Raw genomic sequence first — 26,837 nt, forward strand, 5'->3', positions numbered from 1 at the left:
ACCCGATGAAGATCATCATTCTTGGCGCCGGCCAGGTCGGCGGCACCCTGGCCGAGCACCTGGCCAGCGAGGCCAACGACATCACCGTGGTGGACACCGACAGCGAGCGCCTGCGCGATCTCGGCGACCGCCTGGACATCCGCACCATCCTCGGCAAGGGCTCCTTCCCCACCGTGCTGCGCCAGGCCGGCGCCGACGATGCCGACATGCTGGTGGCGGTGACCAACAGCGACGAGACCAACATGGTCGCCTGCCAGGTCGCCTACACCCTGTTCCATACCCCGACGCGGATCGCCCGGGTGCGCGAGTCGGCCTACCTGACCCGCGCCGGGCTGTTCAGCAACGAGGCGATTCCGGTCGACGTGCTGATCAGTCCGGAACAGGTGGTGACCAACCACATCAAGCGGCTGATCGAATACCCCGGCGCCCTGCAGGTGATCGACTTCGCCGACGGCAAGGCCCAGCTGGTGGCGGTGCGCGCCTACTACGGCGGTCCGCTGGTCGGCCAGCAGCTCAAGCAGATCCGCGAGCACATGCCGACCGTGGATGCCCGGGTGGCGGCGATCTTCCGCCGCAACCGGGCGATCCTGCCCAAGGGCGACACGGTGATCGAGGCCGACGACGAGGTGTTCTTCATCGCCGCCAAGACCCATATCCGCGCGGTGATGAGCGAGCTGCGGCGTCTCGAGATCAGCAACAAGCGGATCGTCATCGCCGGCGGCGGACACATCGGCGAACGGCTGGCCGAGGCCATCGAGAGCCGCTACCAGGTGAAGATCATCGAGTCCAATCCGGCGCGCTGCCGCTACCTCTCGGACACCCTGGACAGCAGCATCGTGCTGCAGGGCAACGCCTCGGACAAGGATCTGCTGGTCGAGGAGAACATCAACGAGGCCGACATCTTCCTCGCCCTGACCAACGACGACGAGGCCAACATCATGTCCTCGCTGCTGGCCAAGCGCCTCGGCGCGCGCAAGGTGATGAGCATCATCAACAACCCGGCCTACGTCGACCTGGTGCAGGGCGGCGAGATCGATATCGCGATCAGCCCGCAGCTGGCCACCATCGGCACCCTGCTGACCCATGTGCGCCGCGGCGACATCGTCAGCGTGCACTCGCTGCGCCGCGGCGCGGCGGAAGCCATCGAGGCGATCGCCCACGGCGACGCCAAGTCGAGCAAGGTGGTCGGACGCATGATCGGCGAGATCGAGCTGCCCCAGGGCACCACCATCGGTGCGGTGATCCGCGCCGAGCAGGTGCTGATCGCCCACGACGACACCCTGATCGAGTCCGGCGACCATGTGATCCTCTTCCTGGTCGACAAGAAGCACATCCGCGACGTGGAGCGGCTGTTCCAGGTGGGGCTGACCTTCTTCTGAGAGGCTGTGAAAAATTCAAGCCGCTGCTGAGCCCCCTTCAAAACCCCCGCTAAAACGTTGCGCTACGTGAAAAGTGAGACTATTTGGTCCGCAAACTCTCCTGCATTTCACGTAGCACGCCGTTCTGAAGGTGGTTGGAGAGGTTCTCGCGGCGCTATTCGATTTTTTCACAACCTCTGAGCGCCCCGGGGTCGCCTTGGCCCGGGGCGGCCGGGAGAGGGGTTGGGCAAGCCGCTGAAAACCACCGGCCAGTTCACCTCGCCTCTTCCGGCGGGCTGCTTTCAAGCCGCCGTATGCGCCCGGCGGCCAGGCTGTGGCCGGCCGGCGAACCGGCGCGGTCCCTGGCCTGCAGATAGTCGATCAGCGCCTCAAGGTCGTTCAGCCCCGTGTCCAGGCGCTCGGTCGCCCTGGCCAGCACGCTCAGCTTGTCGCCGCCCTCGGCCATGAAGGAATTCACCGTGACTCGGTATCGGGCAGTGTCCTGCACCGGCCGGCCATCGACCATCAGGCTGCCGGCGACGACACGCCGGCCGACGGGCCGTCCGGGGTCCCAGCTGTAGCTGAGCGATGACGACGGCTGCAGCGGCCTGAAAGCGTCCGCCTGCCACTGCTGCTCGAGCAGCTCGCGCAGCTGAGGGTGAGTATCGTCAGGCTGTTGTTGAACGGCTGCACGCTGGCGACCTGGCCGTAGCTGACCTCGAGCTGGCCGGGCTCCAGCGCCAGGCCGGCACGGATTCCGCCCGGATTGGTCAGCGCCACCCGGGCGCCCAGATGCGCGGTAGCCGCCAGTTGGGCATCGGCGATCAGGTTGCCCATCGGGGATTCGCCTGCGCTGTTGGCGGCCTGCGGCACCTGGCGCACCGCCAGACGCGCCAGCGGGCGGCCGAGCAGTTTCTGGCTACGTTGCTCCACGGCCCGCTGCAGAGCGGCGACCTCGGCAGTGGGCGGGTAGCGCCGGGGGTCGACCAGCAGATTGCGGGCCTTGACGTCGAGCAGCCGGTGGCGGGCCGGGTCGATACTCAGGGTCAGGTGCGTGACCAGCCGCCCGTAGGAGCCGGCCTGAGTCACCAGCACGTCGCCTACCCGGCACAGGTAACCCTGGTGGGTATGTCCGCTCAGCATGACCTTGATCCTGGGGTCCAGGCGCCGGGCAACGTCGACGATCGGGCCGCTCAGTTGGCGACAGTCCGGCTGGCCGTGGGATTCAGGCGTGGCACCGCCCTGGTGCACCACCGCGACAATGGCATCGACACCTTGCGCCAGCAGGGCCGGAACCTGGGCATTGATCGCCTCCGCCTCGTCCAGGGTACGCAATCCCTGCATGCTGCGCGGGGAGATCAGCGTGCCGAGGTCTTCCACCACCGCGCCGACAAAGGCGACCTTGGCGCCGCGCACCCGTTCGATGCGGTAGGCCGGGAACAGCCGGGCGCCGGTCTGGCGGTCGACCAGATTGGCGGCGATATAGGTGAAACCGATCCCGCGGTGGACGGATTCGAACCGACAGGCCTGGTCCGGGCGCGGCGAGCGGCAGCCGCCCCGGACCTGGCGCAGCAGTTCGTCGCGGCCCTGGTCGAGTTCGTGGTTGCCGACCGAGGACAGGCGCAGGTCCAGCAGATCGAGCGCCTGCAGCGACGGCTCGTCCGCCCACATGGCCGAGAGCGGCGGGCTGCCGCCGATGAGGTCGCCGCCGCCGACGAACAGCAGCTCGGGATCCGTGGCGCGCATCTGCGCCAGCAACCCGCTGATGGCCGCGATACCGCCGGCGTTCAGACTGCGCTGCTCGCCAGAAGCGTTCCGGTAGGTGAAGGCAGTGGGCTGGATGTGGCCATGGAAATCGTTCACCGCCAGGAGGTTGACCTCGACCGACGGCGGCGGTGGCGGCGAAGTCAGACTGCAGCCGCTGCCCAGAGCGAGGACGGCGAACAGCAGGGTCGATGACCTGATCGATGATCGTGACATGAGCGCTCCATCGGCTCTTGGGCCGGAGTCTGCAAGCTACCCCGGGCACATGGATGATCGCGAAAGGGCTCCGGCGGGTACCCCGCGGCGTCCTTAATACCACTCCCGCTCGCCCGGCGGGCGCTTCTTGAAGCGCTTCATGGTCCACATGTACTGGCTGGGATAGGCGCGCACGTACTTGCCGAGCACCGCGCTCATCGCCGCCACGGCGGCTTCCGTATCCCGGCTGTACATCGCCGGCGGCGCGGCCTCGAGGATCACCCGGTAGCCCGAGCCGTCCGCCAGGCGCACGGCATGCAGGAAGACGCCGACCGCCTTGCCGCTGGCGAGCATGTTCGGCACGAACTTGCTGGTCAGCGCCCGGGTACCGAGGAAAGGCACGAAGAGGCCGCTGCCCTCGCCCGGCTCGGGGTCGACCGGAATGCCCACCGCGCCGCCCCGGCGCACCTCGCGGAGCACGCTGAGGATACCTTCGCGGGTCGAGGGGGCGATGCGGTTGCCGAGTTGCACGCGCTGGCGCTGCAGCAGCTCGTCCACCGCGCGGAGCTTGGGCGGCCGGTAGAAGATGACCGGCCGGCACCGGCTGCAGTAGAAATGGTTGAGCACTTCCCAGTTGCCCAAGTGGCTGGTGATGCCGACCACCCCCTTGCCGGAGGCCAGTGCCTGCTCGAGCGCCTCCAAGCCTTCCACCTCGCGCACCCGGGCGAGGGACTTGCGCGCCGGCCAGATCCAGGCGCAAGCGCTTTCGGTGAGGGTCCTGCCGATGTCGCGCAAGCTCCGGCGCACCAGGCACTCGCGCGCCCGGGCATCGAGCTCGGGGAAACACTGGCCGATGTTGACCCGTACCACCTCGCGCGAACGGTTCGGCACATGCGCCAGCAGCCAGCCGAGGCCGGCCCCGACGCCCTCGACGGCGCGCCAGGGCAGCAGGGCGAAAAGGCGCAGGGAAATGACGGCCACCGCCCCCTTGAGCTTTTCCACAAACGGACTCCCAGCTTGAAAACGGCTCATAGTCTAGTGCAGCCCACAGGAAGGGGCGGAACAGGGGCTTTCCGGAGCGCTCGGGGGACACCGCTCAGCGGCGACGCACGGGCGCCGGCCCGGCGGACAACCCCGCCAGCTCGGCATGGCGGTCGCAATCGGTAGTGTGGTCCATGACCATCCCGGCCGCCTGCATGAAGGCATAGCAGATGGTCGGTCCGACGAAGGCGAAGCCGGCCTTCTTCAGCGCCCGGCCGAGCGCCTCGGCCTCCGGGGTCGTCACCGGCACCTCGGCCGGCGTGCGGAAGCGGTTGATCCGCGGGGCACCGCCGACGAACGACCACAGCCAGTCGACCGGCTCCTCGAGCGTCAACCAGGCGCGGGCGTTCTGCCGGGCGGCCTCGAGCTTGCGGCGGTTGCGGATGATGCCGGGGTCCTGCAGGAGCGCCTCGATCTCGGCGTCGCTCAGCCGCGCCAGGCGCTGCGCATCGAAACCGAACAGCACGCGGCGGTAGTGCTCGCGTTTCTTCAGCACGGTGAACCAGGACAATCCGGCCTGGAAACCCTCCAGCAGCAAAAGCTCGAACAGGCGCTGCGGATCGTGCAGGGGCACGCCCCATTCCTCGTCGTGATAGGCCCTGTACAGAGGGTCGGCAGAACACCAGAAGCAGCGTGGCATGGGGCTTTCGCATCACAGTGGAGGCCGCCGGGAATCGGGTATACTCGCAGCCTTTTACGTCGCAGCCTCAGGACAGGGTGATTTTTGTGAGCCAGACTACGCCTGCCGTGCGCACCTTCCAAGACCTGATTCTCGCCCTGCAGAACTACTGGGCCGAACAGGGTTGCGTGGTGCTGCAGCCCTACGATATGGAAGTGGGCGCCGGCACCTTCCACACCGCCACCTTTCTGCGCGCCATCGGCCCGGAAACCTGGAATGCCGCCTACGTGCAGCCCTCGCGCCGCCCCGCCGACGGTCGCTACGGCGAGAACCCCAACCGCCTGCAGCACTACTACCAGTTCCAGGTGGTCCTGAAGCCCAACCCGGACGACATCCAGGACCTCTACCTGGAATCCCTGCGGCGCATCGGCATCGACACCCGGGTGCACGACGTGCGCTTCGTCGAGGACAACTGGGAGTCGCCGACCCTGGGCGCCTGGGGACTGGGCTGGGAGGTCTGGCTGAACGGCATGGAAGTCACCCAGTTCACCTACTTCCAGCAGGTCGGCGGCATCGAGTGCTACCCAGTCACCGGCGAGATCACCTACGGCCTTGAACGCCTGGCCATGTACCTGCAGGGCGTGGATTCGGTGTACGACCTGGTGTGGACCGACGGCCCGTTCGGCAAGGTCACCTACGGCGACGTGTTCCACCAGAACGAGGTGGAGCAGTCCACCTACAACTTCGAGCACGCCAACGTCGCCAAGCTGTTCGAACAATTCGACTTCTACGAGTCCGAGGCCAACCGCCTGATCGCGCTGGAACTGCCGCTGCCGACCTACGAGATGGTCCTCAAGGCCTCGCACACCTTCAACCTGCTGGACGCCCGCCGCGCCATCTCGGTGACCGAACGCCAGCGCTACATCCTGCGCGTGCGCACCCTGGCCCGCGCCGTGGCGCAGAGCTACCTGCAGGCCCGCGCCAAACTCGGCTTCCCGATGGCCCCCCCCGAACTGCGTGACGAAGTCCTGGCCAAGCTGGAGGCTGCAGAATGAGTGCACAAGATTTCCTGGTCGAACTGGGCAGCGAAGAGCTGCCGCCGAAAGCCCTGAAGAACCTCGCCGCCGCCTTCCTCGCCGGCATCGAGAAGGGCCTGGTCGGCGCCGGCCTCACCTACCGGGTTGCCCACTACTACGCCGCGCCGCGTCGCCTGGCGGTGCTGGTCGAGCAGTTGGCCATCCAGCAGCCGGATCGTACCCAGAGCCTCGACGGCCCGCCGCTGGCGGCCGCCTTCGATGCCGAAGGCAACCCGACCCAGGCCGCTCTCGGCTTCGCCCGCAAGTGCGGCGTGGAACTGAGCGAGATCGACAGCAGCGGCCCCAAGCTGCGCTACAGCCGCAGCCTTCCCGGCCAGCCGGCCGCCGCGCTGCTGCCGGCGATCGTCCAGACCGCGCTCGACGAGTTGCCGATTCCCAAGCGCATGCGCTGGGGCGCCCGCAAGGAGGAGTTCGTCCGCCCGAGCCAGTGGCTGGTGATGCTGTTCGGCAACCAGGTGGTCGACTGCGAGATCCTCGCCCAGAAGGCCGGCCGCGAATCCATGGGCCACCGCTTCCATCATCCGGACGCGGTGCGCATCAGCCTGCCGACCAGCTACCTGGAAGACCTGCGCAGCGCCTACGTGCTGGCCGACTTCGCCGAGCGCCGCGAGCTGATCGCCGGGCGCGTCGCCGAGCTGGCCGCGCAGCAGCAGGGCAGCGCCATCGTCCCCGAGGAGCTGCTCGACGAGGTGACCGCCCTGGTCGAGTGGCCGGTGCCGCTGGTCTGCTCCTTCGAGGAGCGCTTCCTCGCCGTGCCCCAGGAAGCGCTGATCTCCACCATGCAGGACAACCAGAAATACTTCTGCCTGCTGGACGCCGACGGCAAGTTGCTGCCGCGCTTCATCACCGTAGCCAACATCGAGAGCAAGGACCCGGCGCAGATCGTCTCCGGCAACGAGAAGGTGGTGCGCCCGCGCCTGACCGACGCCGAGTTCTTCTTCAACCAGGACAAGCGGCAGAGCCTGGAAAGCTTCAACCAGCGCCTGGCCAACGTGGTCTTCCAGGCCCAGCTGGGCAGCGTGCTGGACAAGGCCGAGCGGGTCTCCCGGCTGGCCGGTTTCATCGCCGAGCGCATCGGCGGCAACCCCGAGCACGCCATCCGCGCCGGCATCCTGTCGAAGAGCGACCTGGCCAGCGAGATGGTCGGCGAATTCCCCGAACTCCAGGGCGTCGCCGGCTACCACTACGCGCTGCACGACGGCGAGCCCGAGGATGTCGCCCGCGCCCTCGACGAGCAGTACATGCCGCGCGGTGCCGGCGCCGTATTGCCATCGACCCTGACCGGCGCCGCCGTGGCGATGGCCGACAAGCTCGACACCCTGGTCGGCATCTTCGGCGTCGGCATGCCACCCACCGGCAGCAAGGACCCCTACGCCCTGCGCCGGGCCGCCCTGGGCATCCTGCGCATCCTCATCGAGAAGCAGCTGGACCTGGACCTGGAGGAGGCCAGCCACTTCGCGGTCGCCCAGTACGGTGCCAAGGTGAAGGCCGCCGGCCTGGCCGAGCAGGTCAGCGAGTTCATCCTCGACCGCCTGCGTGCGCGCTACGAGGACGAGGGCATCGACGTCTCCAGCTACCTGGCGGTACGCGCCCTGCAGCCGCCCTCGGCATCCGACCTGGACCTGCGCGTACAGGCGGTGCAAGCCTTCCGCCGGCTGCCGGAAGCCGAGGCGCTGGCCGCGGTGAACAAGCGGGTCTCCAACCTGCTCGGCAAGTACGAGGGCAAGCTGCCGACCACCGTCGAGGCCCGCTACTTCGACAACGCCTGCGAGTTCTCCCTGTACTCGGCACTGCAACAGGCCCAGCACGCGGTCCGCCCGCTGGCCGCCGAGCGCCGCTACCGCGAGGCGCTGGAGCGTCTGGCCAGCCTGCGCGACCCGGTCGACGCCTACTTCGAGGCGGTACTGGTCAACGCCGAGGACCCGGCGATCCGCGCCAACCGCCACGCCATGCTGGCGCAGCTGCGCGGCCTGTTCCTCTGCGTCGCCGACATCTCCATGCTGGGACAGTGACCGATGAAGCTGATCGTGCTCGATCGCGACGGGGTCATCAACGAAGACTCCGACGCCTTCGTCAAATCCGCAGAGGAATGGATTCCCATCCCCGGCTCCATCGAGGCGATCGCCCGCCTGAGCAAGGCCGGCTGGACGGTGGCGGTCGCCACCAACCAGTCCGGCCTGGCCCGCGGCCTGTTCGATATGACCGCCCTCAGCGACATGCACCTGAAGCTGCAGCGGCTGGTGATGGAGCAGGGCGGGCGGGTCGATCTGATCGTGCACTGCCCGCACGGCCCGCAGGATGGCTGCGACTGCCGCAAGCCGCTGCCCGGCCTGTTCCGCAGCATCGCCGAGTATTTCCGACTGCCCGACCTCAAGGGCGTGCCGGTGGTCGGCGACAGCCATCGCGACCTGCACGCCGGCCTGGTGCTCGGCGGCCGCCCCTGTCTGGTGAAGACCGGCAAGGGCCAGCGCACCCTGCAAAACATCCTGCCGCCCGGCACCCAGGTGTTCGATGACCTGGCGGCCGTCGTCGAGCATCTTCTCAAGGCCGGTGGCTGAGCCCCATGCAATCCCTTCGCATCCCGATTTTCTATCTGCTGCTGTCCCTGAGCACCATCGTCTGGTGCCTAATCAGTCTGGCGGTCGCCACCTTCCTGCCGTTCCGCGCCCGCTACCGTTTCGTCGTGCAGACCTGGTGCCGTTGCGCCGTCTGGCTGGCCTGGCACATCCTCGGCATTCGCTACGAGCTGCACGGCCTGGAGAACATTCCGGCGCGGCCCTGCGTGATCCTCGCCAAGCACCAGAGCACCTGGGAAACCTTCTTCCTCTCCGCCCACTTCGAGCCGCTCAGCCAGGTGCTCAAGCGCGAGCTGCTGCGCGTCCCATTCTTCGGCTGGGCGATCGCCCTGCTCAAGCCGATCGCCATCGACCGCGGCAACCCCAAGGCAGCGCTCAAGCAGCTCGCCGAGCAGGGCCATAAGCGTCTGGAGCAGGGCGCCTGGGTGCTGATCTTCCCCGAAGGCACCCGCGTGCCGGTCGGGCAGATCGGCAAGTTCTCCCGCGGCGGCGCCGCTCTCGCGGTGAATGCCGGCTTGCCGGTGCTGCCAGTCGCCCACGATGCCGGTCGCTACTGGCCCAAGGACGGCTGGGGAAAGACACCCGGCACCGTCCGGGTGGTCTTCGGTCCGCCGCTGCAGGCCGAAGGCGAGGGACCGCGCGCCATCGCCGACCTCAACGAGCGGGCCTTCGCCTGGGTCGAGCAGACCCAGCGGGAACTCGGCGTTCTGGCCGACAACCCGGTGGTGGAGGGGCCTGCCAAGGTTTAACATCCCCGGCATGCACCCCCCAAAGCCGGTCCCAATATACCGGCTTTTTCATGATGAGGTCCGTTGCCTGCCGAGCCGTGTTCCACGTGGAACCCTGCGCGGCAGACCACCCATAGGCCCTCTCGCCCGACCAGACGTAGCCGGAACCCCCCATGGATTACACCGCCCAATGCCGTCGCCAGCGCTTCCTCGACCGCCGAACCGGCGGGGAGCCCGCGAGCGGGATGTCCTTGTCATGACCGCCGGTGGAACTGTTCCGCTGCAGGAGGCGGCTGTCGAAGGCACTTTGTTCTTCCTCCCACTGCCCCAGCTGCTGGAACTGCTCAACCTGCCGCTACCGGCCGGCCCGAGCGAACTGTCGGAAGCGTCCGCGCCCTACTGGCCTGCCCATGCGCAATGGCAGCGGCTGCTCGCCGACGGCCTGTTCGAGCATCCGGCCGCCCGGGACTATTGGCAACGGCGCCTGGAGGAAGAGCGCACGCTGGCCTGTCAGCTCCTGCCGGAACTGGACTCCGGCCTTGACAAGCTCCGCTGCCTGGCACACAGCCCGCTGGCCACGGAGCTCGGTTGCCCGCCCGCCGGCGAGCGACTGCGCCGTCACCTACAGACGCCGGAAATCGACGCCGACACACTGCTGGAAAGCGAGCTGGTGCTCGAGTCGCGCCTCGCCGACGTATTCGCCGTAGCGCTGCGCCTGGCTGCCTGGCGGGTGGTCGACCTCAGTCTCCAGCACTGGGAGCTGCTCAACCAGAACGGCGAGCAGGACGAAGTGCTGCTCGAGACCTTTCTGCCGACCTTCGATTCCGCGAGCGGGCAGTGGAGCAATCCCGTGGAGGGTTACCTCGCCCATCTCGCCACTCTCGGCGGCTGCCCCGAGCCTCAGCCCGACGGCAGCGGCCTCGCTCGACTCTGGACGGGAGAGGGGGCGAACGTCCTGGCGAGGGAACGCCTGCTTGGCGACTGGCGCGAGGGCCGTCGCCGGCCGACGGCCCTCGCGCTCACCGGACTGATGGACGCCGTCCTGAGAAGGATCCTCGGCGAAGGGAGCGGGGAGGGCGATCTCGCCCTCAACCGCCAGCTGCTCTGCGAGTCCTTCCGCTTCGCGGAGAGCTGCGCCTACCTGCAGAGGACCCTGAGCCGACTGGGCATGGCGGACGGGGCGATCGCCGAGATCTTCGCCGTCTACCGCCTCGAATACTGCCGGGCACGGGCGGTGCTGGACAGGCCTTTGCCGGAGGACCGCGGCAGGCTCTGAAGGTCGTCGCGTTCGGAGTGCCGCCTTATCGGCCTTGCCCTGCTTCGACGCCGGAAGGGATTCCGGCACAATGGGCTTTCGGGACGGCTCTGTCCCACTTGCCGGTGGCGTGTCGCTCAAGCCAAACACGATGGCCGGCAACAACAAAACGGCGGGCTCCCGCAGAGAACGCCGAGCCCGGGCCGACAGCTCGGGTAACCCGCAACCGGGAAAGAGCCTTCGAAATCGCCGCTTCACTGAAAGGAGTTCACATGCAGCCCTCCCAACCGGGCATCCTTGCCGACGTACCGTCGCAGGCCCGCCACCTGTTCTTCACCCTCGAATCGGCAGATGCTCTGCCCGATGCCCTGACCCGTCTGGCCCGCCTGGCCGACGGCGAGACAATCGTCGTCGGTTTCGGCGCATCGCTGCTGCAGGCGCTGGGCCGCCACCTCGACGGCCTGCGCGCATTCCCGGCGCTGAGCGGCGCCGGCGTAGACGTCCCCTCGACCCAGCATGCCCTGTGGTGCTGGCTGCGTGGCGAGGATCGCGGCGAGCTGCTGCATCGCAGCCGCGAACTGATCGCCTCCCTGGCCTCGGCCCTGCGCCTGGTACAGAGCACCGACGCGTTCCGCTACCGGGAAGGCCGCGACCTGACCGGCTACGAGGATGGCACCGAAAACCCCGAAGGCGAGAAGGCCGTCGCGGCCGCCCTCGTCGGCGAGGGAACCGATGGGCTGCGTGGTGGCAGCTTCGCCGCCGTGCAGCACTGGGTGCACGATCTCGACCACTTCGGAGCCCTGCCGCCAGGCGAGCAGGACCACATCATCGGCCGGCGCCAGAGCGACAACGAGGAACTGGAGGACGCACCGGAGTCGGCCCACGTCAAGCGCACCGCCCAGGAAAGCTTCGAGCCGGAAGCCTTCGTCCTGCGCCGCTCGATGCCCTGGAGCGACAGCCAGCAGGCCGGCCTGCTGTTCCTCGCCTTCGGCCACTCCCTCGAGGCCTTCGAAGCCCAGCTGCGGCGTATGGCCGGCCTGGAGGACGGCATCGTCGACGCCTTGTTCCGCTTCAGCCAGCCGACCAGCGGCGGTTACTATTGGTGCCCACCGGTGCGCGACAGCCACCTCGATCTGCGGATCCTGCTGGGTTAACGGCATTCGTTGTCCTCTCCAGCAGCGGGGGAGGGCAGCACACAGGCCTCGGGCCGGGAGAAACTTCCGCACCATGAACCGCATCGACATCGCCTCGCCGCTGGCAGCCTACCGCCAGGCCATCGAGCAGCACGGCTTCGTCCCGGATGCCGCGCAGTGGCAATCCGCACAGCGGCTGGAAGACTGTTACCAGGCCCTGCACCGCCAGGACGGGCCGGCGTCGCCACCGCGCGGGGTCTACCTGTGGGGGCCGGTCGGGCGCGGCAAGACCTGGCTGCTCGACCGCTTCTACCAGAGCCTGCGCGTCCCGGCCCGACGCCAGCACTTCCACCACTTCATGCGCTGGGTACACCAGCGTCTGTTCCAGCTCTCCGGAACCCCCGACCCGCTGCAAGCGCTGGCACGCGAGTTGGCCGCAGAGGTGCGGGTACTGTGCTTCGACGAACTGTTCGTCAGCGACATCGGCGACGCCATGCTGCTCGGTCGACTACTGCAGGCGATATTCGAGACCGGGGTGACGGTGGTCGCCACCTCCAACCAGCCGCCCGAGCAGCTGTATGCCGACGGCTTCAACCGCGGGCGCTTCCTTCCGGCGATCGCTGCCATCGAGCAGCACATGCAGGTGGTCGCTGTCGACGGCGGCCAGGATCACCGCCTGCATCCCGGCACCGGACACCAGCGCTACTGGATCGCCGATGCGGCAAAGACCAGCGCCCTGCGCGGCGTATTCGAACGTCTGAACGCCGGGCAACCCACCTCCGCCGCCCCACTGGCGCTCGGCGAGCGGCGCATCGCCAACGTGCAGCACAGCACCCGCATCCTCTGGTGTCGCTATGCCGACCTGTGCCAGCAGCCGCTGTCGGCCTTCGACTTCATCGCCCTGTGCGACCGCTTCGCCGCCATCCTCCTCGGCGAGGTACCCCGCCTCGGCGGCCAACCGCGCGCGGCGAAGATCGCCCGCGGCACTGAGGACGGCATCGAACGGGTCATCGCCGGCGACCGCCAGCTGCCCGCCCTCGCCCCCCAGGACGATAGCGTGCGCCGCTTCATCGCCTTGGTCGACGAATGCTACGACCGCCGCGTGCCGCTGTATCTGGAAGCGGCGGTGCCGCTGGAGGAGTTATACACAGAAGGGTATCTGGCCTTCCCGTTCCGCCGCACCTTGAGCCGGTTGCGGGAGATGCAGATGGAAAGGTTTGGCGGCGCCGGGCAACAATCGCCCCTGCAGCCCTCGCCCCGACCGGAGCCGATCTCGACATGAACAGAAAAAGCCCGCTCTAAACCTGACAGCCGGTGGAGCCGACGAGAACAATCCCCCGGACCAGGGCGACCTGTTCCCCATCAGCCTCGACGGGCAGATCGAAGATCACCCACCTTGTACGCGTCGCCGCTTATATCGCGCGCCTCGGCCTTAATCAAAGCGCGCAACCAGCAGGGCCGAGCGTGCCCTGCGCATGATCCGGCCGCGGCTCAAGCCCTATCCGTACGATTATTTCCAGCGCGTCCGCTCTTCCGGCGCAATGTCGAAACCAGGCAGCTGCGCCGGGGAGCACGGCTCCGGGACTGACCATCGCCGACGTCCGCAAGGACGATGGCCCGGCGCTCCAAACTACCTGCCGGGCCTTCCTCTCCCATCACACGTCCAGATTCGCCACCGCCAGTGCGTTGCTTTCGATGAACTCGCGGCGCGGCTCGACGGCATCCCCCATCAGGGTGTTGAAGATCTGGTCGGTAGCGATGGCGTCCTCGATGGTGACCTTGAGCATGCGCCGCACGCTGGGATCCATGGTGGTTTCCCAGAGCTGCTCGGGGTTCATCTCGCCGAGCCCCTTGTAGCGCTGGATGCTGTGTCGCTTGGTGCTTTCCGCCATCAGCCAGGCGAGGGCTTCCTTGAAGCTGGACACGGGCTTCTTGCGTTCGCCGCGCTGCACATAGGCGCCGTCCTCCAGCAGGCTGTTCAGCTGCTCACCGAGGGCGGTGACGGTGCGGTAGTCATTGCTGGCGAAGAAGTCGCGGTTGAAGGTGACGTAGCTGGACAGCCCGTGGGCGACCATTTCCACCTCCGGCAGCCAGAGATGCCGCTCGCGGTCCTCGCGCAGGCTGGCCCGATAACTCAGTCCGGATTTTTCGGCGCTCCTCAGACGGGTCTGGAAGCGTTCCAGCCAGGCCTGCATGACGGCTTGGTCGGCCAGCTGTTCGAGGCCGACGCGGGGCAGGTAGACGAAGTGTTCGGTGATGTCCTGGGGATAGAGCCGCGACAGGCGGGCGAGGGTCTTCATCACCGCGCGGTAGTCGCCCACCAGCTTTTCCAGCGCCGCCCCCGAGAGTCCCGGGGCGCTCTCGTTGACGTGCAGGCTGGCATCCTCGAGGGCCGACTGGGTCATGTATTCCTCCATGGCCTCGTCGTCCTTGATGTACTGCTCCTGCTTGCCCTTCTTCACCTTGTAGAGCGGCGGCTGGGCGATATAGATGTAGCCGCGCTCGATCAGCTCGGGCATCTGGCGGAAGAAGAAGGTCAAGAGCAGGGTGCGGATGTGCGAACCGTCGACGTCGGCATCGGTCATGATGATGATGTTGTGGTAGCGCAGCTTGTCGATGTTGTACTCCTCGCGACCGATCCCGCAGCCCAGCGCGGTGATCAGGGTGCCGACCTCCTGGGAGGAGAGCATCTTGTCGAAGCGCGCCTTCTCGACGTTGAGGATCTTGCCCTTGAGCGGCAGGATCGCCTGGGTCCGGCGATTGCGTCCCTGCTTGGCGGAACCGCCGGCAGAGTCACCCTCGACGATGTAGAGTTCGGAGAGGGCCGGGTCCTTCTCCTGGCAGTCGGCGAGCTTGCCGGGCAGGCCGGCGATGTCCAGCGCGCCCTTGCGACGGGTCATCTCGCGGGCCTTGCGGGCGGCCTCGCGGGCACGGGCGGCGTCGATCATCTTGCCGACCACCGCCTTGGCCTCGTTGGGGTTCTCCAGCAGGAAGTCGCCGAAGTACTTGCCCATCTCCTGTTCGACGGCGGTCTTCACCTCGCTGGAGACCAGTTTGTCCTTGGTCTGCGAGCTGAACTTGGGGTCCGGCACCTTGACCGAGATGATCGCAGTCAGACCTTCGCGGGCGTCGTCGCCGGTGGTCGCCACCTTGTGCTTCTTGGCCAGCCCCTCCTGCTCGATGTAGGCGTTCAGGTTGCGGGTCAGCGCCGAGCGAAAGCCGGCCAGGTGAGTACCACCGTCGCGCTGGGGAATGTTGTTGGTGAAGCAGAGGATGTTCTCGTTGAAACCGTCGTTCCACTGCAGGGCGACTTCCACGCCGACCCCGTCTTCCTCGCGCTGCACGTTGAAGTGGAACACCTGGTTGACCGCGGTCTTATGGGTGTTGAGGTAGTCGACGAAGGCCTTGAGACCGCCCTCGTAGCGGAACTCCTCTTCCTTGCCGCTGCGCTCGTCCTTGAGGACGATGCCGACCCCGGAGTTGAGGAACGACAGCTCGCGCAAGCGCTTGGCGAGGATGTCCCAGCTAAAGTGGATGTTGTGGAAAGTCTCGGGGGAGGGCTTGAAGTGGATCTGGGTACCGGTGCCCTCGGTGTTGCCAACCGCGGCCAGGGGGGCCTGCGGCACGCCATGCACGTAGACCTGCTCCCAGACCTTGCCGTCGCGGCGGATGGTCAGAATCAGCTCCTCGGAGAGTGCGTTGACCACAGAAACCCCCACGCCATGCAGGCCGCCGGACACCTTGTAGCTGTTGTCGTCGAACTTTCCACCGGCATGCAGCACGGTCATGATGACCTCGGCGGCGGAGACGCCTTCTTCCTTGTGCAGGTCGACCGGAATGCCCCGACCGTTGTCGCGCACGGTGATGGATTCGTCGGTGTGAATGGTGATGCTGATATCGTTGCAGTAGCCGGCCAGCGCCTCGTCGATCGAGTTGTCGACCACCTCGAACACCATGTGGTGCAGACCGGTGCCATCGTCGGTATCGCCGATGTACATGCCGGGGCGTTTGCGTACGGCATCCAGCCCTTTCAGGACTTTGATGCTGGACGAGTCGTACGTCTGGTTTTCGCTCATTACCTTCACTCCCGATCGTGGGTCTGGGTGATACGGCCCTGTTCCACGTGGAACAGGGCAACTGGCGTGTCCGTGCGCCAGCCTTCACGCAATGCTTCAAGGTCTACGCAGGTGATGAACACCTGGCAGTGCAGTTCTTCGAGCAACCGGCAAAGGGCGCGGCGATGCTGCTCGTCCAGTTCGGAGGGCAGGTCGTCGACCAGGTAGATGCACTGGCCGCGCCTGGCACGGTCGACGAGATGTCCCTGGGCGATCTTCAGCGCGCAGACCACCAGCTTCTGCTGACCGCGTGAAAGAAGATCCGCGGCGTTGTGCGAGGCCAATCGCAGACGCAGATCAGCCCGCTGGGGGCCGGCCTGGGTATGGCCCAGCTGTTGATCGCGCAGGAGGGAAGCAGCAATAACCTCACCGAGCGAACGCTCCCTGTCCCAGCCGCGGTAGTAGCTCAGGGTCAGATCGTCCAGTTCAACCAGTTCGCGCAGAATGCTCTCGAAGACCGGTTTCAGCACCTGAATGTAGTCGCGTCGATAGCCGTCGATTTCCTCGCTCGCCAGGCACAGTTCACGGTCCCAGGCGGCTTGCGAAACGGCGTCAATTCTACCATGCCGCAGCCATGAGTTCCGCTGACGCAGGGCGGTCTGCAGACGCTGCCAAGCCGGCAGAAAGCGCGGTTCCACGTGGAACACGCCCCAATCGAGGAACTGCCGGCGTACTTTGGGCGATCCCTCCAGCAGGCGGAAACTGTCCGGGTTGATCAACTGCAGCGGCAGGGCTTCGGCCAGCTGCGCGGCGCTGCGCACATTCTGCCCGTCGATGCGGATCTGTAGCTCGCCAAGCCGACTACGGGCCACGCCGAGATTGCACAAACGCCCATCACTTCCCTGCACCTGGCCGAATACCGTGCAGGTCGGCTGCTCGTGCTGGATCACCGGCAGCAGCCGGGCACTGCGGAAGGAGCGGGCCAGGCCGAGCAGGTGAATCGCCTCCAGCAGGCTGGTCTTGCCGCTGCCGTTGGCGCCGTAGAGGATGTTGATGCGGGGTGAAGGAGAAAGGGTCACCGGGTGCAGATTGCGCACCGCGGTGACGGTCACGCGGCCGAGGGACATCGAGGCGGGGCGGTGGCAGGCTTACAGACGCATCGGCATGACGACATAGGCAGAGTCGTCATTGTCGGCCTCCTGCAGCAGGGCGCTGCTGTTGGAGTCCGAGAGGATCAGGCGCACCTGTTCGGTGCTCATCACGCCCAGCACGTCGAGCAGGTAGCTGACGTTGAAACCGATCTCCAGGGCGTCGCCGCTGTAGTCCACCGCGACCTCCTCCTCGGCCTCCTCCTGCTCCGGGTTGTTGGCCTGGATCTTCAGAAGACCGCTGGCCAGCTGCAAGCGAATGCCGCGGTACTTCTCGTTGGAGAGAATCGCCGTGCGGCTGAAGGCCTCGCGCAGCAACTGGCGGTCGCCGAGCACCTTCTTGTCGCCGCCGCGCGGCAGTACGCGCTCGTAGTCGGGGAACTTGCCGTCGACCAGCTTGGAGGTGAAGGTGAAGTCGCCGGTGGTGGCGCGGATGTGATGCTGGCCAAGGACGATGCTGACTTCGCCGTCCTGGTCGGTGAGCAGGCGCGCCAGCTCTAGGATGCCCTTGCGCGGCACGATGACCTGGTGACGGTCGGCATGCTCGATGCCGGCCTGCATGGCGCACAGCGCCAGGCGGTGACCATCGGTGGCGACCGCACGCAGCACACCGCCGTTCATTTCCAGCAGCATGCCGTTCAGGTAGTAGCGCACATCCTGTTGGGCCATGGCGAAGCTGGTGCGCTCGATCAGCCGACGCAGCTTGCTCTGTACCAGGGAGAAGGTCAGCGAACCCTGGCCCTCCTCGGCGGTGGGGAAATCGCCGGCCGGCAAGGTGGAAAGGGTAAATCGGCTGCGCCCGGCCTTGATCAGCAGCTTCTGCTCGTCGAGGCGGATATCGATCAATGTGTCGTTCGGCAAGCTCTTGCAGATATCCATCAGCTTGCGCGCCGGTACGGTGATCTCGCCGGGTTCGGCGGTCTCCTCGAGGGGAACCCGGCCGACCAGTTCGACCTCCAGGTCGGTGCCGGTGAGCGACAGCTGCTGCCCCTCGACGACCAGCAGGACGTTGGAGAGCACCGGCAGGGTCTGCCGGCGTTCGACGACGCCGGCGACCAGTTGCAGCGGTTTCAGCAAGGCTTCGCGTTGAATGGTGAAATGCATGGTCCAGTCCCCAATCGGTTGCGTCTCGTCTGGCTCAGGTGGTCAGAGTGCGCAGCAGGTTCTTGTAGTCCTCGCGGATGTCCGCATCCGATTCCCGCAGTTCGGCAATCTTGCGACAGGCGTGGAGGACGGTGGTGTGATCGCGACCGCCAAAGGAGTTACCGATCTCCAGCAGGCTGTGGTTGGTCAACTCCTTGGACAGCGCCATGGCGACCTGCCGCGGGCGGGCCACCGAACGCGAACGGCGCTTGGAGAGCAGATCGGCGATCTTGATCTTGTAATACTCGGCGACGGTACGCTGGATGTTGTCGACACTGACCAGCTTGTCCTGCAGTGCCAACAGATCCTTCAGCGATTCACGGATCAGCTCGATGGTGATCGGATGGTTGGTGAAGTGCGAGTGGGCGATGACCCGTTTCAGCGCACCTTCCAGTTCGCGCACATTGGAGCGGATGCGCTGGGCAATGAAGAAGGCCGCGTCGTGGGGCAGCTCGACCTTGGTCTGCTCGGCCTTCTTCATCAGGATCGCCACCCGGGTTTCCAGCTCCGGCGGCTCCACTGCTACCGTCAGCCCCCAACCGAAACGCGATTTCAGGCGTTCCTCGAGCCCCTCGATCTCCTTCGGATAGCGGTCGCTGGTGAGGATCACCTGCTGGCCACCCTCGAGCAAGGCGTTGAAGGTATGGAAGAACTCTTCCTGGGAGCGCTCCTTCTTGGCGAAGAACTGGATATCGTCGATCAGCAGCGCATCGACGGAGCGGTAGAAACGCTTGAACTCGTTGATCGCGTTGAGCTGCAACGCCTTCACCATGTCGGCGACGAAACGCTCCGAATGCAGGTAGACCACCTTGGCGTTGGGGTTCTTCCTCAACAGGTGGTTACCCACCGCATGCATCAGATGGGTCTTGCCCAGACCGACGCCGCCATAGAGAAGCAGCGGATTGTAGCCATGCTTGGGATTGTCCGCCACCTGCCAGGCGGCGGCACGCGCCAACTGATTGGACTTGCCCTCGACGAAATTCTCGAAGGTAAAGGCGCGATTCAGATAGCTGGTGTGCTTGAGGGCACCCTCGACCTGCACCGAACGTTCGGTGCGCACCGTCGCGGGGTTCGCTGCCGGCTGAACATCCACGGGTTTCGCACTGGGAGACTCGTCGACCACCAGCGAGGCGGATACCTGAACCACCGGCGGCACCAGCAAAGCTGGCTGCGCGGCGCGCGATACGGGGCTGCGCTTGCTGCCGATCAGCAAGGAAACCGAGGGAGTGACGTCCTCGCTGCGCTCGCCGAGCAATTCGAGCAGCCGGCTGAAGTACTTCTCGTTGACCCAATCGAGAACGAAGCGATTGGGGGCATAGACCAACAGCTCGTCGCCTTCGGCCTCTACCTGCAGAGGACGAATCCAGGTGTTGAATTGCTGGGCGGGCAGCTCGTCGCGCAGCAGCTCGACGCACTGCTGCCAAAGTTCCACGGACACGTATCTCCCCTCGCCGCCCAGACGGCGGGCAAAAAACAGTCTGCCATTGTAGCCGCCCGAAATTGAGTTATCCACATAGATGGCGCGATGAGCATCCGCAGAGGATGGACCGCTCGCAAATCACTCAAATCCTTCCCTCGAAAACCTGTTGATAACTTGTCGAGAAAGCCGTGTACAACCCTGGGTAAAAATCCGTGCATAACTATGCTGTGCATAACTGCTCTTTCTATACCCAGGTTCCCCACACGTCCTGCACAAGAAATTCACCAGAAATCGACAGCTTTATACATCCGTACAAAACAGGTGTTCCAAGGCCGTGAATAAGTTTTCCACAGATTTCTCGAAGGCTAATAAATACAGCAGTAATAATCTTTTAAAGATTTCCTTTCTCTAATTTTTTCTGTGGACGTTTTCCACAGGCTTTCCCAGCAGCCGCGAAAGGTTGGGCGACCGTTCCCCAGAAAAACCTTGGCAGAGCCTGCGTTTTCCGGTTACACCGCTGGTTGGAAATTGACCTGTCCTGCGGCTTTCTCTAGAATCGCCGGTCTCTTCAAATCGGGGGCCACTTCCGGCCCGTTAGTGACCACCAGGTAGAGCATCATGAAACGCACTTTCCAACCCAGCACCCTCAAGCGCGCTCGCACCCACGGTTTCCGTGCCCGCATGGCCACCAAGAACGGCCGCCAAGTCCTGTCGCGTCGCCGCGCCAAGGGCCGCAAGCGCCTGACCGTCTGATTCAGCCGGAACGGATGGTGAGTCGAGACTTCGGTCGGGAAAAGCGCCTGCTGGTTCCCCGCCAATTCAAGGCCGTCTTCGACTCCCCGACCGCCAAGGTTCCGGGCAAGCATGTCCTGCTCCTTGCGCGCCCCAACGATCTTGAACACCCCCGCCTGGGGCTGGTGATCGGCAAGAAGAGCGTCAAGCTCTCCGTCGGGCGCAATCGCCTGAAGCGCCTGATCCGCGACTCCTTCCGCCTGAACCAGGACAGCCTGGCCGGCTGGGATGTCGTGGTGGTCGCACGCAAGGGCCTCGGCGAACTGGAAAACGCCGAAGTGACACAGCAATTCGGCAAGCTCTGGAAACGACTCGCCCGCAACCGGCCACAGCCGCAGAGCGGTGTCGAAGCGGCTGGAAACTCCCATGCGTAAACTGGTCCTCGCCACGCTCCAGTTCTATCGCTACGCCATCAGTCCGTTGATGGCCAGCCATTGCCGTTTCCACCCCAGCTGTTCCTGCTATGCGCACGAAGCCATCGCCACTCATGGCCTGCTGCACGGCGGCTGGTTGAGCCTGCGCCGTCTCGGGCGTTGCCATCCCTGGAATCCAGGTGGCTACGATCCCGTTCCCCCGATCAAAACCTCCCGACCCTCCTCGATGGCCGAGTAATCATGGATATCAAACGCTCGATCCTGCTCGTCGCCTTGGCAGTCGTGTCCTATCTGCTGGTTTTGCAGTGGAACCAGGATTACGGCCAGGCACCGCTACCGCCCCAGAATGCCGTCGTCCAAAGCGCCGCTCCGTCCCTGCCGGAAGCCGGGACTGCCACTCCCTCGGCCAGCGCGGACGTTCCCAGCGCCGGCAGCGAGAGCCGAACGCCGGACAGTGCGGCGAGTTCCGCCAGCCCCGAACTGATCCAGATCCGTACCGATGTGCTGGAGGTGGCCATCGATCCCCGCGGCGGCGACATTGTCCAGCTCAAGCTGCCCAAGTTTCCGCGCCGCCAGGATCATCCGGAGATCCCCTTCCAGCTGTTCGACAACGGCAGCGAGCGCCTCTATCTGGCGCAGAGCGGCCTGACCGGCGCCAGCGGCCCGGATGCCCGGGCCAGCGGCCGCCCGCTGTACGTCAGCGAGCAGCGCAGCTACCAGCTGGCCGACGGACAGGACACCCTAGTGGTCGAGCTGAAATTCAGCGAGGCCGGCGTCGATTACACCAAGCGCTTCACCTTCAAGCGCGGGGCGTACGATCTGGAGGTCCGTCACCTGATCGCCAACCACAGCGACCAGCCCTGGGCCGGCAGCCTGTTCGGCCAGCTCAAGCGCGATGCCAGCGCCGACCCGTCCTCGACCACTGCGACCGGCACCGCCACCTACCTGGGCGCCGCGCTGGGGACTGCCGCGGAACCGTACAAGAAGGTCTCCATGGGCAACATGGACGACAAGAATCTGCGCGAAGCCGTGCAGGGCGGCTGGATCGCCTGGCTGCAGCACTACTTCGTGACCGCCTGGATTCCGTCCAAGGACGACAGCAATCTGGTGCAGACCCGCAAGGACAGCCAGGGCAACTACATCATCGGCTTCACCGGTCCGGTACTGAACATCCCGGCCGGCGCCAGCGGCGAAACCGTCTCTCGCCTGTATGCCGGTCCGAAGAACCAGAAGCAGCTGGCGGCCCTCTCGCCGGGCCTCGAGTTGACCGTCGACTACGGCTTCCTGTGGTTCATCGCCCAGCCGATCTTCTGGCTGCTCGGTGTCATCCACGCCCTGCTGGGCAACTGGGGCTGGTCGATCATCTTCCTCACCATCATCATCAAGCTGGCTTTCTTCCCGCTGTCGGCGGCCAGCTACCGCTCGATGGGCCGTATGCGTGCGGTCGCGCCCAAGCTGCAGGCGCTGAAGGAACAGCACGGCGAGGATCGCCAGAAGATGTCCCAGGCGATGATGGAGCTGTACAAGAAGGAGAAGATCAACCCGCTCGGCGGCTGCCTGCCGATCCTGGTGCAGATGCCGGTGTTCCTCGCCCTCTACTGGGTGCTGCTGGAAAGCGTGGAGATGCGCCAGGCGCCGTGGCTGGGCTGGATCGTCGACCTGTCGATCAAGGATCCGTACTTCATCCTGCCGATCATCATGGGTGCGACCATGTTCTTCCAGCAGACGCTCAACCCGACGCCGCCGGACCCCATGCAGGCCCGGGTGATGAAGCTGATGCCGATCATCTTCACCTTCTTCTTCCTCTGGTTCCCGGCCGGTCTGGTGCTGTACTGGGTGGTCAACAACTGCCTGTCCATCGGCCAGCAGTGGTACATTACCCGGCAGATCGAGAAGGCTGCGCAGCAGGCCTGACCCCTCGACACTGCCAGCCAGACACAGACGCCCCCTCAGTGGGGCGTCTTGCTATCCGGAGTCCGCCATGCACAGTGCACGCGAAACCATTGCCGCCATCGCCACTGCCCAAGGTCGCGGCGGGATCGGCATCGTGCGGGTCTCCGGCCCGCTGGCCGGCGCCGTCGCGGCTGGTATCTGCGAACGTCCGCTCCAGCCGCGGCATGCCCACTACGGGGCCTTTCGCGACGGCGACGGCCAGGTACTCGATGAGGGCGTCGCGCTGTTCTTTCCCGGCCCGAACTCCTTCACCGGCGAGGACGTGCTGGAACTGCAGGGCCATGGCGGCCCGGTGCTCCTCGACCTGCTGCTGCGCCGCTGCCTGGCGCTGGGCGCACGGATGGCCCGGCCGGGCGAGTTCAGCGAACAGGCCTTCCTCAACGACAAGCTGGATCTGGCCCAGGCCGAGGCTATCGCCGACCTGATCGAGGCCAGTTCGGCGCAGGCGGCGCGCAACGCGCTGCGCTCGCTGCAGGGCGAGTTTTCTCGCCGCGTGCATGCGCTGACCGAACGGCTGATCGAGCTGCGCCTCTACGTCGAGGCCGCCATCGACTTTCCCGAGGAGGAGATCGACTTCCTCGCCGATGGCCGCGTGCTCGAGTTGCTCGACGGCCTGCGTGCCGACTTGTCCACGGTGCTGCGCGAGGCGGGGCAGGGCGCGCTTCTGCGCGACGGCATGACGGTGGTCATCGCCGGCCGGCCGAATGCCGGCAAGTCCAGCCTGCTCAATGCCCTGGCCGGCCGTGAGGCGGCGATCGTCACCGACATCGCCGGCACCACCCGGGACCTGCTGCGCGAACATATCCACATCGACGGCATGCCGCTGCATGTAGTGGATACCGCCGGCCTCAGGGAGACCGCCGACCAGGTCGAGCGAATCGGCGTCGAGCGGGCCCTCCAGGCCATCGGCGAGGCCGACCGGGTGCTGCTGGTGGTGGATGCCAGCGCTCCGGAGGCCGCCGATCCCTTCACCCTCTGGCCGGAGTTCCTCGACCAGCGCCCGGAACCGGCCAGGGTCACCCTGATCCGCAACAAGGTCGACCTGTCCGGCGAACCGGTCGTCCAGCAGCAGGGCTGCGACGGCTGCGTCACCCTCGGCCTGTCGGCCCGTACCGGCGAAGGTCTGGAGCTGCTGCGCGAGCATCTCAAGGCCTGCATGGGTTTCGAGCAGACCATCGAGAGCGGCTTCAGCGCCCGTCGTCGGCACCTGGAGGCCCTGCGCCAGGCTGCTGCCTCCCTCGACCACGGCCACGCCCAGCTCACCGGCTGCGGCGCCGGCGAACTGCTTGCCGAAGACCTGCGCCAGGCCCAGCAGGCGCTCGGAGAAATCACCGGCGCCTTCACCCCGGACGACCTGCTCGGGCGGATCTTCTCCAGCTTCTGCATCGGCAAGTAGACGGACGGCTTCCCCGCAAAGGCAGGGTGCTTTTGCCGTTATCCACCGATAGGGGGCAACCTGCATAAACGACATAAAAACACGTTTTCGAAAGATTTCATCCGGCGGGTTTCCACGGCGGGGCCGGTTTGATCGCCATCACGACGCAGCTGGTTATTTTTTGTGCAGTGCTTCATTCGCACCGCCTAACTCTCTATACTTGCCGCCCTCCCTTTTTCCCTGCGAACAGGCACGAGGTGCGTGGTGGACTTCCCTTCCCGTTTTGACGTGATCGTGATCGGCGGCGGCCATGCCGGTACCGAAGCCGCGCTCGCGGCCGCGCGCATGGGTGTGAAGACCTTGCTGCTCAGCCACAACGTGGAAACCCTCGGGCACATGAGCTGCAACCCGGCCATCGGCGGCATCGGCAAGAGCCACCTGGTCAAGGAAATCGATGCGCTCGGCGGCGCCATGGCGATCGCCACCGACAAGGGCGGCATCCAGTTCCGCATCCTCAACGGCCGCAAGGGACCGGCCGTACGCGCCACCCGTGCCCAGGCTGATCGCGCGCTGTACAAGGCGGAGATCCGTCGCATTCTGGAAAACCAGCCGAACCTGTGGATATTCCAGCAGGCCTGCGACGACCTGATCGTCGAGGGCGAGCTGGTGCGCGGTGTGGTGACCCAGATGGGGCTGAAATTCCATGCTGACAACGTGGTGCTGACCGCCGGCACCTTTCTTGGCGGACTTATCCACATCGGCCTGGAAAACTACTCGGGCGGCCGGGCTGGCGATCCGCCATCGCTGGCGCTGGCGCGTCGATTGCGCGAGCTGCCACTGCGGGTCGGCCGGCTGAAGACCGGTACGCCGCCGCGCATCGACGGCCGCTCCGTGGATTTCTCGGCGATGACCGAACAACCCGGTGACACCCCGACCCCGGTGATGTCCTTCCTCGGTTCGCGCGAACAGCATCCCCGGCAGGTCAGCTGCTGGATCACCCATACCAACGCGCGTACCCACGAGATCATCGCTGGCAACCTGGACCGCTCGCCGATGTACTCCGGGATCATCGAGGGCATCGGTCCGCGCTACTGTCCGTCGATCGAGGACAAGATTCATCGCTTCGCCGACAAGGACAGCCACCAGGTGTTCCTCGAGCCGGAAGGCCTGACCACCCACGAGATCTACCCCAACGGGATCTCCACTTCGTTGCCGTTCGACGTGCAGCTGCAGATCGTCCGTTCGATCCGCGGCCTGGAGAACGCCCACATCGTGCGTCCCGGCTACGCCATCGAGTACGACTTCTTCGATCCGCGCGACCTGAAATACAGCCTGGAGACCAAGGTGATCGGCGGCCTGTTCTTCGCCGGGCAGATCAACGGCACCACCGGCTACGAGGAGGCGGGTGCCCAGGGGCTGCTCGCCGGTGCCAACGCCGCGCTGCGTGCCCAGGGGCGCGAGGCCTGGTGCCCGCGCCGCGACGAGGCGTACGTCGGCGTGCTGGTCGATGATCTGATCACCCTCGGCACCCTGGAGCCCTACCGGATGTTCACCTCGCGCGCCGAGTACCGGCTGATTCTGCGCGAGGACAACGCCGATCTGCGCCTGACCGAGCGGGGCCGCGCGCTCGGCCTGGTCGACGACGCCCGCTGGGCGGCGTTCTGCGCCAAGCGCGAGGGTATCGAGCGCGAAGAGCAGCGCCTGAAGAGCACCTGGGTACGTCCCGGTACGCCGCAGGGCGAGGCCATCGCCGCGCGCTTCGGCAGCGCCCTGACCCGCGAGTACAACCTGCTCAACCTGCTGGCCCGCCCGGAAATCGACTACCGGGGCCTGGTCGAGGCAAGCGGCGGCGAGGCTGCCGACCCGCAGGTCGCCGAACAGCTGGAGATCCGCACCAAGTACGCCGGCTACATCGACCGTCAGCAGGACGAGATCGCCCGCTTGCGTGCCAGCGAAAGCACCCGTCTGCCCGACGACCTTGACTACGCGGCGATTTCCGGGCTGTCCAAGGAGATCCAGCACAAGCTCGGCCAGGCCCGCCCGCAGACCCTCGGCCAGGCGTCGCGGATTCCGGGGGTCACCCCGGCGGCGATTTCCCTGCTGCTGATCCACCTGAAGAAACGCGGCGCCGGCCGAGATCTGGAGCAGAGCGCCTGATGTCCACCGTTGCCTCCCGTCACGCCGAGGAGCTGGCGCGTGGCGCCCGCGAGCTGGGCGTCGAACTGTCCGATCGCCAGCAGGAGCAGCTGCTCGCCTATCTGGCGCTGTTGATCAAGTGGAACAAGGCCTACAATCTCACCGCCGTACGCGATCCGGACGAAATGGTCTCGCGTCATCTGCTCGACAGCCTCAGCGTGGTGCCTCAGGTTGCCGAGGCTGGGGATAACTGGCTGGATGTCGGCAGCGGGGGGGGCATGCCGGGGATTCCGCTGGCCATCCTGTTTCCCGGGCGGCGCTTCACCCTGCTGGATTCCAACGGCAAGAAGACCCGTTTCCTTACCCAGGTGAAACTGGAACTGCAATTGCAAAACCTGGAAGTTGTTCACAGTCGGGTCGAGGCATTCACCCCCGCGCAGCCGTTCTCCGGAATCTGTTCGCGGGCGTTCAGTTCGCTGGCGGATTTCGCCAACTGGACCCGCCATCTCGGCGACGGCGAAACCCGCTGGCTGGCGATGAAGGGGGTGCAGCCAGACGACGAGCTGCAGGCTTTGCCGAACGATTTTCGACTGGAACGTACCTATGAGCTCAAGGTTCCCGGTTGTCAGGGTCAGCGTCATCTGCTGATACTGCGCCGCACTCCATGATCCGGAC

The 26,837-nt window shown here is 66.0% G+C and carries 21 protein-coding genes and 1 pseudogene; 15 read left to right on the plus strand and 7 right to left on the minus strand.

What is annotated here, in order from left to right:
* The first annotated feature begins 5 nt into the window (after positions 1–5).
* Positions 6–1,379 carry a Trk system potassium transporter TrkA gene (gene trkA, locus BMY22_RS02540; protein WP_090619301.1) on the plus strand — a complete coding sequence of 458 codons (1,374 nt, stop codon included), beginning with the start codon at positions 6–8 and terminating at the stop codon, positions 1,377–1,379.
* A 253-nt stretch (positions 1,380–1,632) separates the two neighbouring features.
* On the opposite strand, the pseudogene BMY22_RS02545 reads toward trkA, so the two are convergent.
* From BMY22_RS02545 to BMY22_RS02555, 3 genes and pseudogenes are all read right to left on the minus strand, one after another.
* A pseudogene (locus BMY22_RS02545) lies at positions 1,633–3,338 on the minus strand (bifunctional metallophosphatase/5'-nucleotidase).
* 93 nt (positions 3,339–3,431) lie between these two features.
* Positions 3,432–4,319 carry a lysophospholipid acyltransferase gene (locus BMY22_RS02550; RefSeq protein WP_090619302.1) on the minus strand — a complete coding sequence of 296 codons (888 nt, stop codon included), beginning with the start codon at positions 4,317–4,319 and terminating at the stop codon, positions 3,432–3,434.
* A 94-nt stretch (positions 4,320–4,413) separates the two neighbouring features.
* Positions 4,414–4,998, minus strand: a complete 585-nt coding sequence (locus tag BMY22_RS02555) for a DNA-3-methyladenine glycosylase I (RefSeq protein WP_090619304.1) — start codon at positions 4,996–4,998, stop codon at positions 4,414–4,416.
* A gap of 86 nt (positions 4,999–5,084) precedes the next feature.
* On the opposite strand from BMY22_RS02555, the gene glyQ reads away from it, so the two are divergent.
* The 7 genes from glyQ to zapE all read left to right on the plus strand — a co-directional run bounded on the left by glyQ (position 5,085) and on the right by zapE (position 13,048).
* Positions 5,085–6,032: a glycine--tRNA ligase subunit alpha gene (gene glyQ / locus BMY22_RS02560; RefSeq protein ID WP_090619305.1), complete on the plus strand. Its 948-nt coding sequence runs from the start codon at positions 5,085–5,087 to the stop codon at positions 6,030–6,032.
* Complete coding sequence (glyS, locus tag BMY22_RS02565) at positions 6,029–8,086, plus strand: glycine--tRNA ligase subunit beta (RefSeq protein ID WP_090619307.1); 2,058 nt, start codon at positions 6,029–6,031, stop codon at positions 8,084–8,086. The genes glyQ and glyS overlap by 4 nt, the downstream gene beginning before the upstream one ends.
* A 3-nt stretch (positions 8,087–8,089) precedes the next feature.
* The gene (gmhB, locus tag BMY22_RS02570) at positions 8,090–8,632 is read left to right on the plus strand and encodes a D-glycero-beta-D-manno-heptose 1,7-bisphosphate 7-phosphatase (RefSeq protein WP_090619308.1); all 543 of its coding nucleotides are present in this window, start codon (positions 8,090–8,092) and stop codon (positions 8,630–8,632) included.
* 5 nt (positions 8,633–8,637) lie between these two features.
* Positions 8,638–9,399, plus strand: a complete 762-nt coding sequence (locus BMY22_RS02575) for a lysophospholipid acyltransferase family protein (RefSeq protein ID WP_425265956.1) — start codon at positions 8,638–8,640, stop codon at positions 9,397–9,399.
* 235 nt (positions 9,400–9,634) lie between these two features.
* Complete coding sequence (locus BMY22_RS02580; RefSeq protein ID WP_090619310.1) at positions 9,635–10,654, plus strand: hypothetical protein; 1,020 nt, start codon at positions 9,635–9,637, stop codon at positions 10,652–10,654.
* 251 nt (positions 10,655–10,905) lie between these two features.
* On the plus strand, positions 10,906–11,787 hold the full coding sequence (locus tag BMY22_RS02585; RefSeq protein ID WP_090619311.1) for a Dyp-type peroxidase: 882 nt from the start codon (positions 10,906–10,908) through the stop codon (positions 11,785–11,787).
* Between the two features lie 82 nt (positions 11,788–11,869).
* Positions 11,870–13,048 carry a cell division protein ZapE gene (zapE, locus tag BMY22_RS02590; RefSeq protein ID WP_208599217.1) on the plus strand — a complete coding sequence of 393 codons (1,179 nt, stop codon included), beginning with the start codon at positions 11,870–11,872 and terminating at the stop codon, positions 13,046–13,048.
* 373 nt (positions 13,049–13,421) lie between these two features.
* On the opposite strand, the gene gyrB is transcribed toward zapE, so the two are convergent.
* From gyrB to dnaA, 4 genes are read right to left on the minus strand one after another with little or no spacing between them, the layout of a single operon-like run.
* A complete protein-coding gene (gene gyrB, locus BMY22_RS02595; protein WP_090619314.1) occupies positions 13,422–15,842 on the minus strand; it encodes a DNA topoisomerase (ATP-hydrolyzing) subunit B in 2,421 nt (806 codons plus the stop codon).
* A gap of 5 nt (positions 15,843–15,847) precedes the next feature.
* Positions 15,848–16,948, minus strand: coding sequence for a DNA replication/repair protein RecF (gene recF, locus BMY22_RS02600; RefSeq protein ID WP_090619316.1), 1,101 nt, complete (start codon positions 16,946–16,948; stop codon positions 15,848–15,850).
* Between the two features lie 21 nt (positions 16,949–16,969).
* Positions 16,970–18,073 carry a DNA polymerase III subunit beta gene (gene dnaN, locus BMY22_RS02605; protein ID WP_090619317.1) on the minus strand — a complete coding sequence of 368 codons (1,104 nt, stop codon included), beginning with the start codon at positions 18,071–18,073 and terminating at the stop codon, positions 16,970–16,972.
* A gap of 34 nt (positions 18,074–18,107) precedes the next feature.
* Complete coding sequence (gene dnaA, locus BMY22_RS02610) at positions 18,108–19,550, minus strand: chromosomal replication initiator protein DnaA (RefSeq protein WP_090619318.1); 1,443 nt, start codon at positions 19,548–19,550, stop codon at positions 18,108–18,110.
* 600 nt (positions 19,551–20,150) lie between these two features.
* On the opposite strand from dnaA, the gene rpmH reads away from it, so the two are divergent.
* The 7 genes from rpmH to rsmG all read left to right on the plus strand — a co-directional run bounded on the left by rpmH (position 20,151) and on the right by rsmG (position 26,830).
* The gene (rpmH, locus tag BMY22_RS02615) at positions 20,151–20,285 is read left to right on the plus strand and encodes a 50S ribosomal protein L34 (protein ID WP_003458028.1); all 135 of its coding nucleotides are present in this window, start codon (positions 20,151–20,153) and stop codon (positions 20,283–20,285) included.
* A 14-nt stretch (positions 20,286–20,299) separates the two neighbouring features.
* Entirely contained in the window at positions 20,300–20,698 is a 399-nt protein-coding gene (gene rnpA / locus BMY22_RS02620) for a ribonuclease P protein component (protein ID WP_090619320.1), read from the plus strand.
* Complete coding sequence (gene yidD, locus BMY22_RS02625) at positions 20,691–20,936, plus strand: membrane protein insertion efficiency factor YidD (RefSeq protein WP_090619321.1); 246 nt, start codon at positions 20,691–20,693, stop codon at positions 20,934–20,936. The genes rnpA and yidD overlap by 8 nt, the downstream gene beginning before the upstream one ends.
* A 2-nt stretch (positions 20,937–20,938) precedes the next feature.
* The gene (yidC, locus tag BMY22_RS02630) at positions 20,939–22,612 is read left to right on the plus strand and encodes a membrane protein insertase YidC (RefSeq protein WP_090619323.1); all 1,674 of its coding nucleotides are present in this window, start codon (positions 20,939–20,941) and stop codon (positions 22,610–22,612) included.
* A gap of 67 nt (positions 22,613–22,679) precedes the next feature.
* A complete protein-coding gene (gene mnmE, locus BMY22_RS02635; RefSeq protein ID WP_090619324.1) occupies positions 22,680–24,047 on the plus strand; it encodes a tRNA uridine-5-carboxymethylaminomethyl(34) synthesis GTPase MnmE in 1,368 nt (455 codons plus the stop codon).
* Between the two features lie 243 nt (positions 24,048–24,290).
* Positions 24,291–26,183, plus strand: a complete 1,893-nt coding sequence (gene mnmG, locus BMY22_RS02640; RefSeq protein WP_090619326.1) for a tRNA uridine-5-carboxymethylaminomethyl(34) synthesis enzyme MnmG — start codon at positions 24,291–24,293, stop codon at positions 26,181–26,183.
* Positions 26,183–26,830 carry a 16S rRNA (guanine(527)-N(7))-methyltransferase RsmG gene (gene rsmG, locus BMY22_RS02645; protein ID WP_090619328.1) on the plus strand — a complete coding sequence of 216 codons (648 nt, stop codon included), beginning with the start codon at positions 26,183–26,185 and terminating at the stop codon, positions 26,828–26,830. The genes mnmG and rsmG overlap by 1 nt, the downstream gene beginning before the upstream one ends.
* Positions 26,831–26,837: the final 7 nt, after the last annotated feature.

Origin of the sequence: Azotobacter beijerinckii, from assembly GCF_900110885.1 — a bacterium.
Taxonomy (GTDB): domain Bacteria; phylum Pseudomonadota; class Gammaproteobacteria; order Pseudomonadales; family Pseudomonadaceae; genus Azotobacter; species Azotobacter beijerinckii.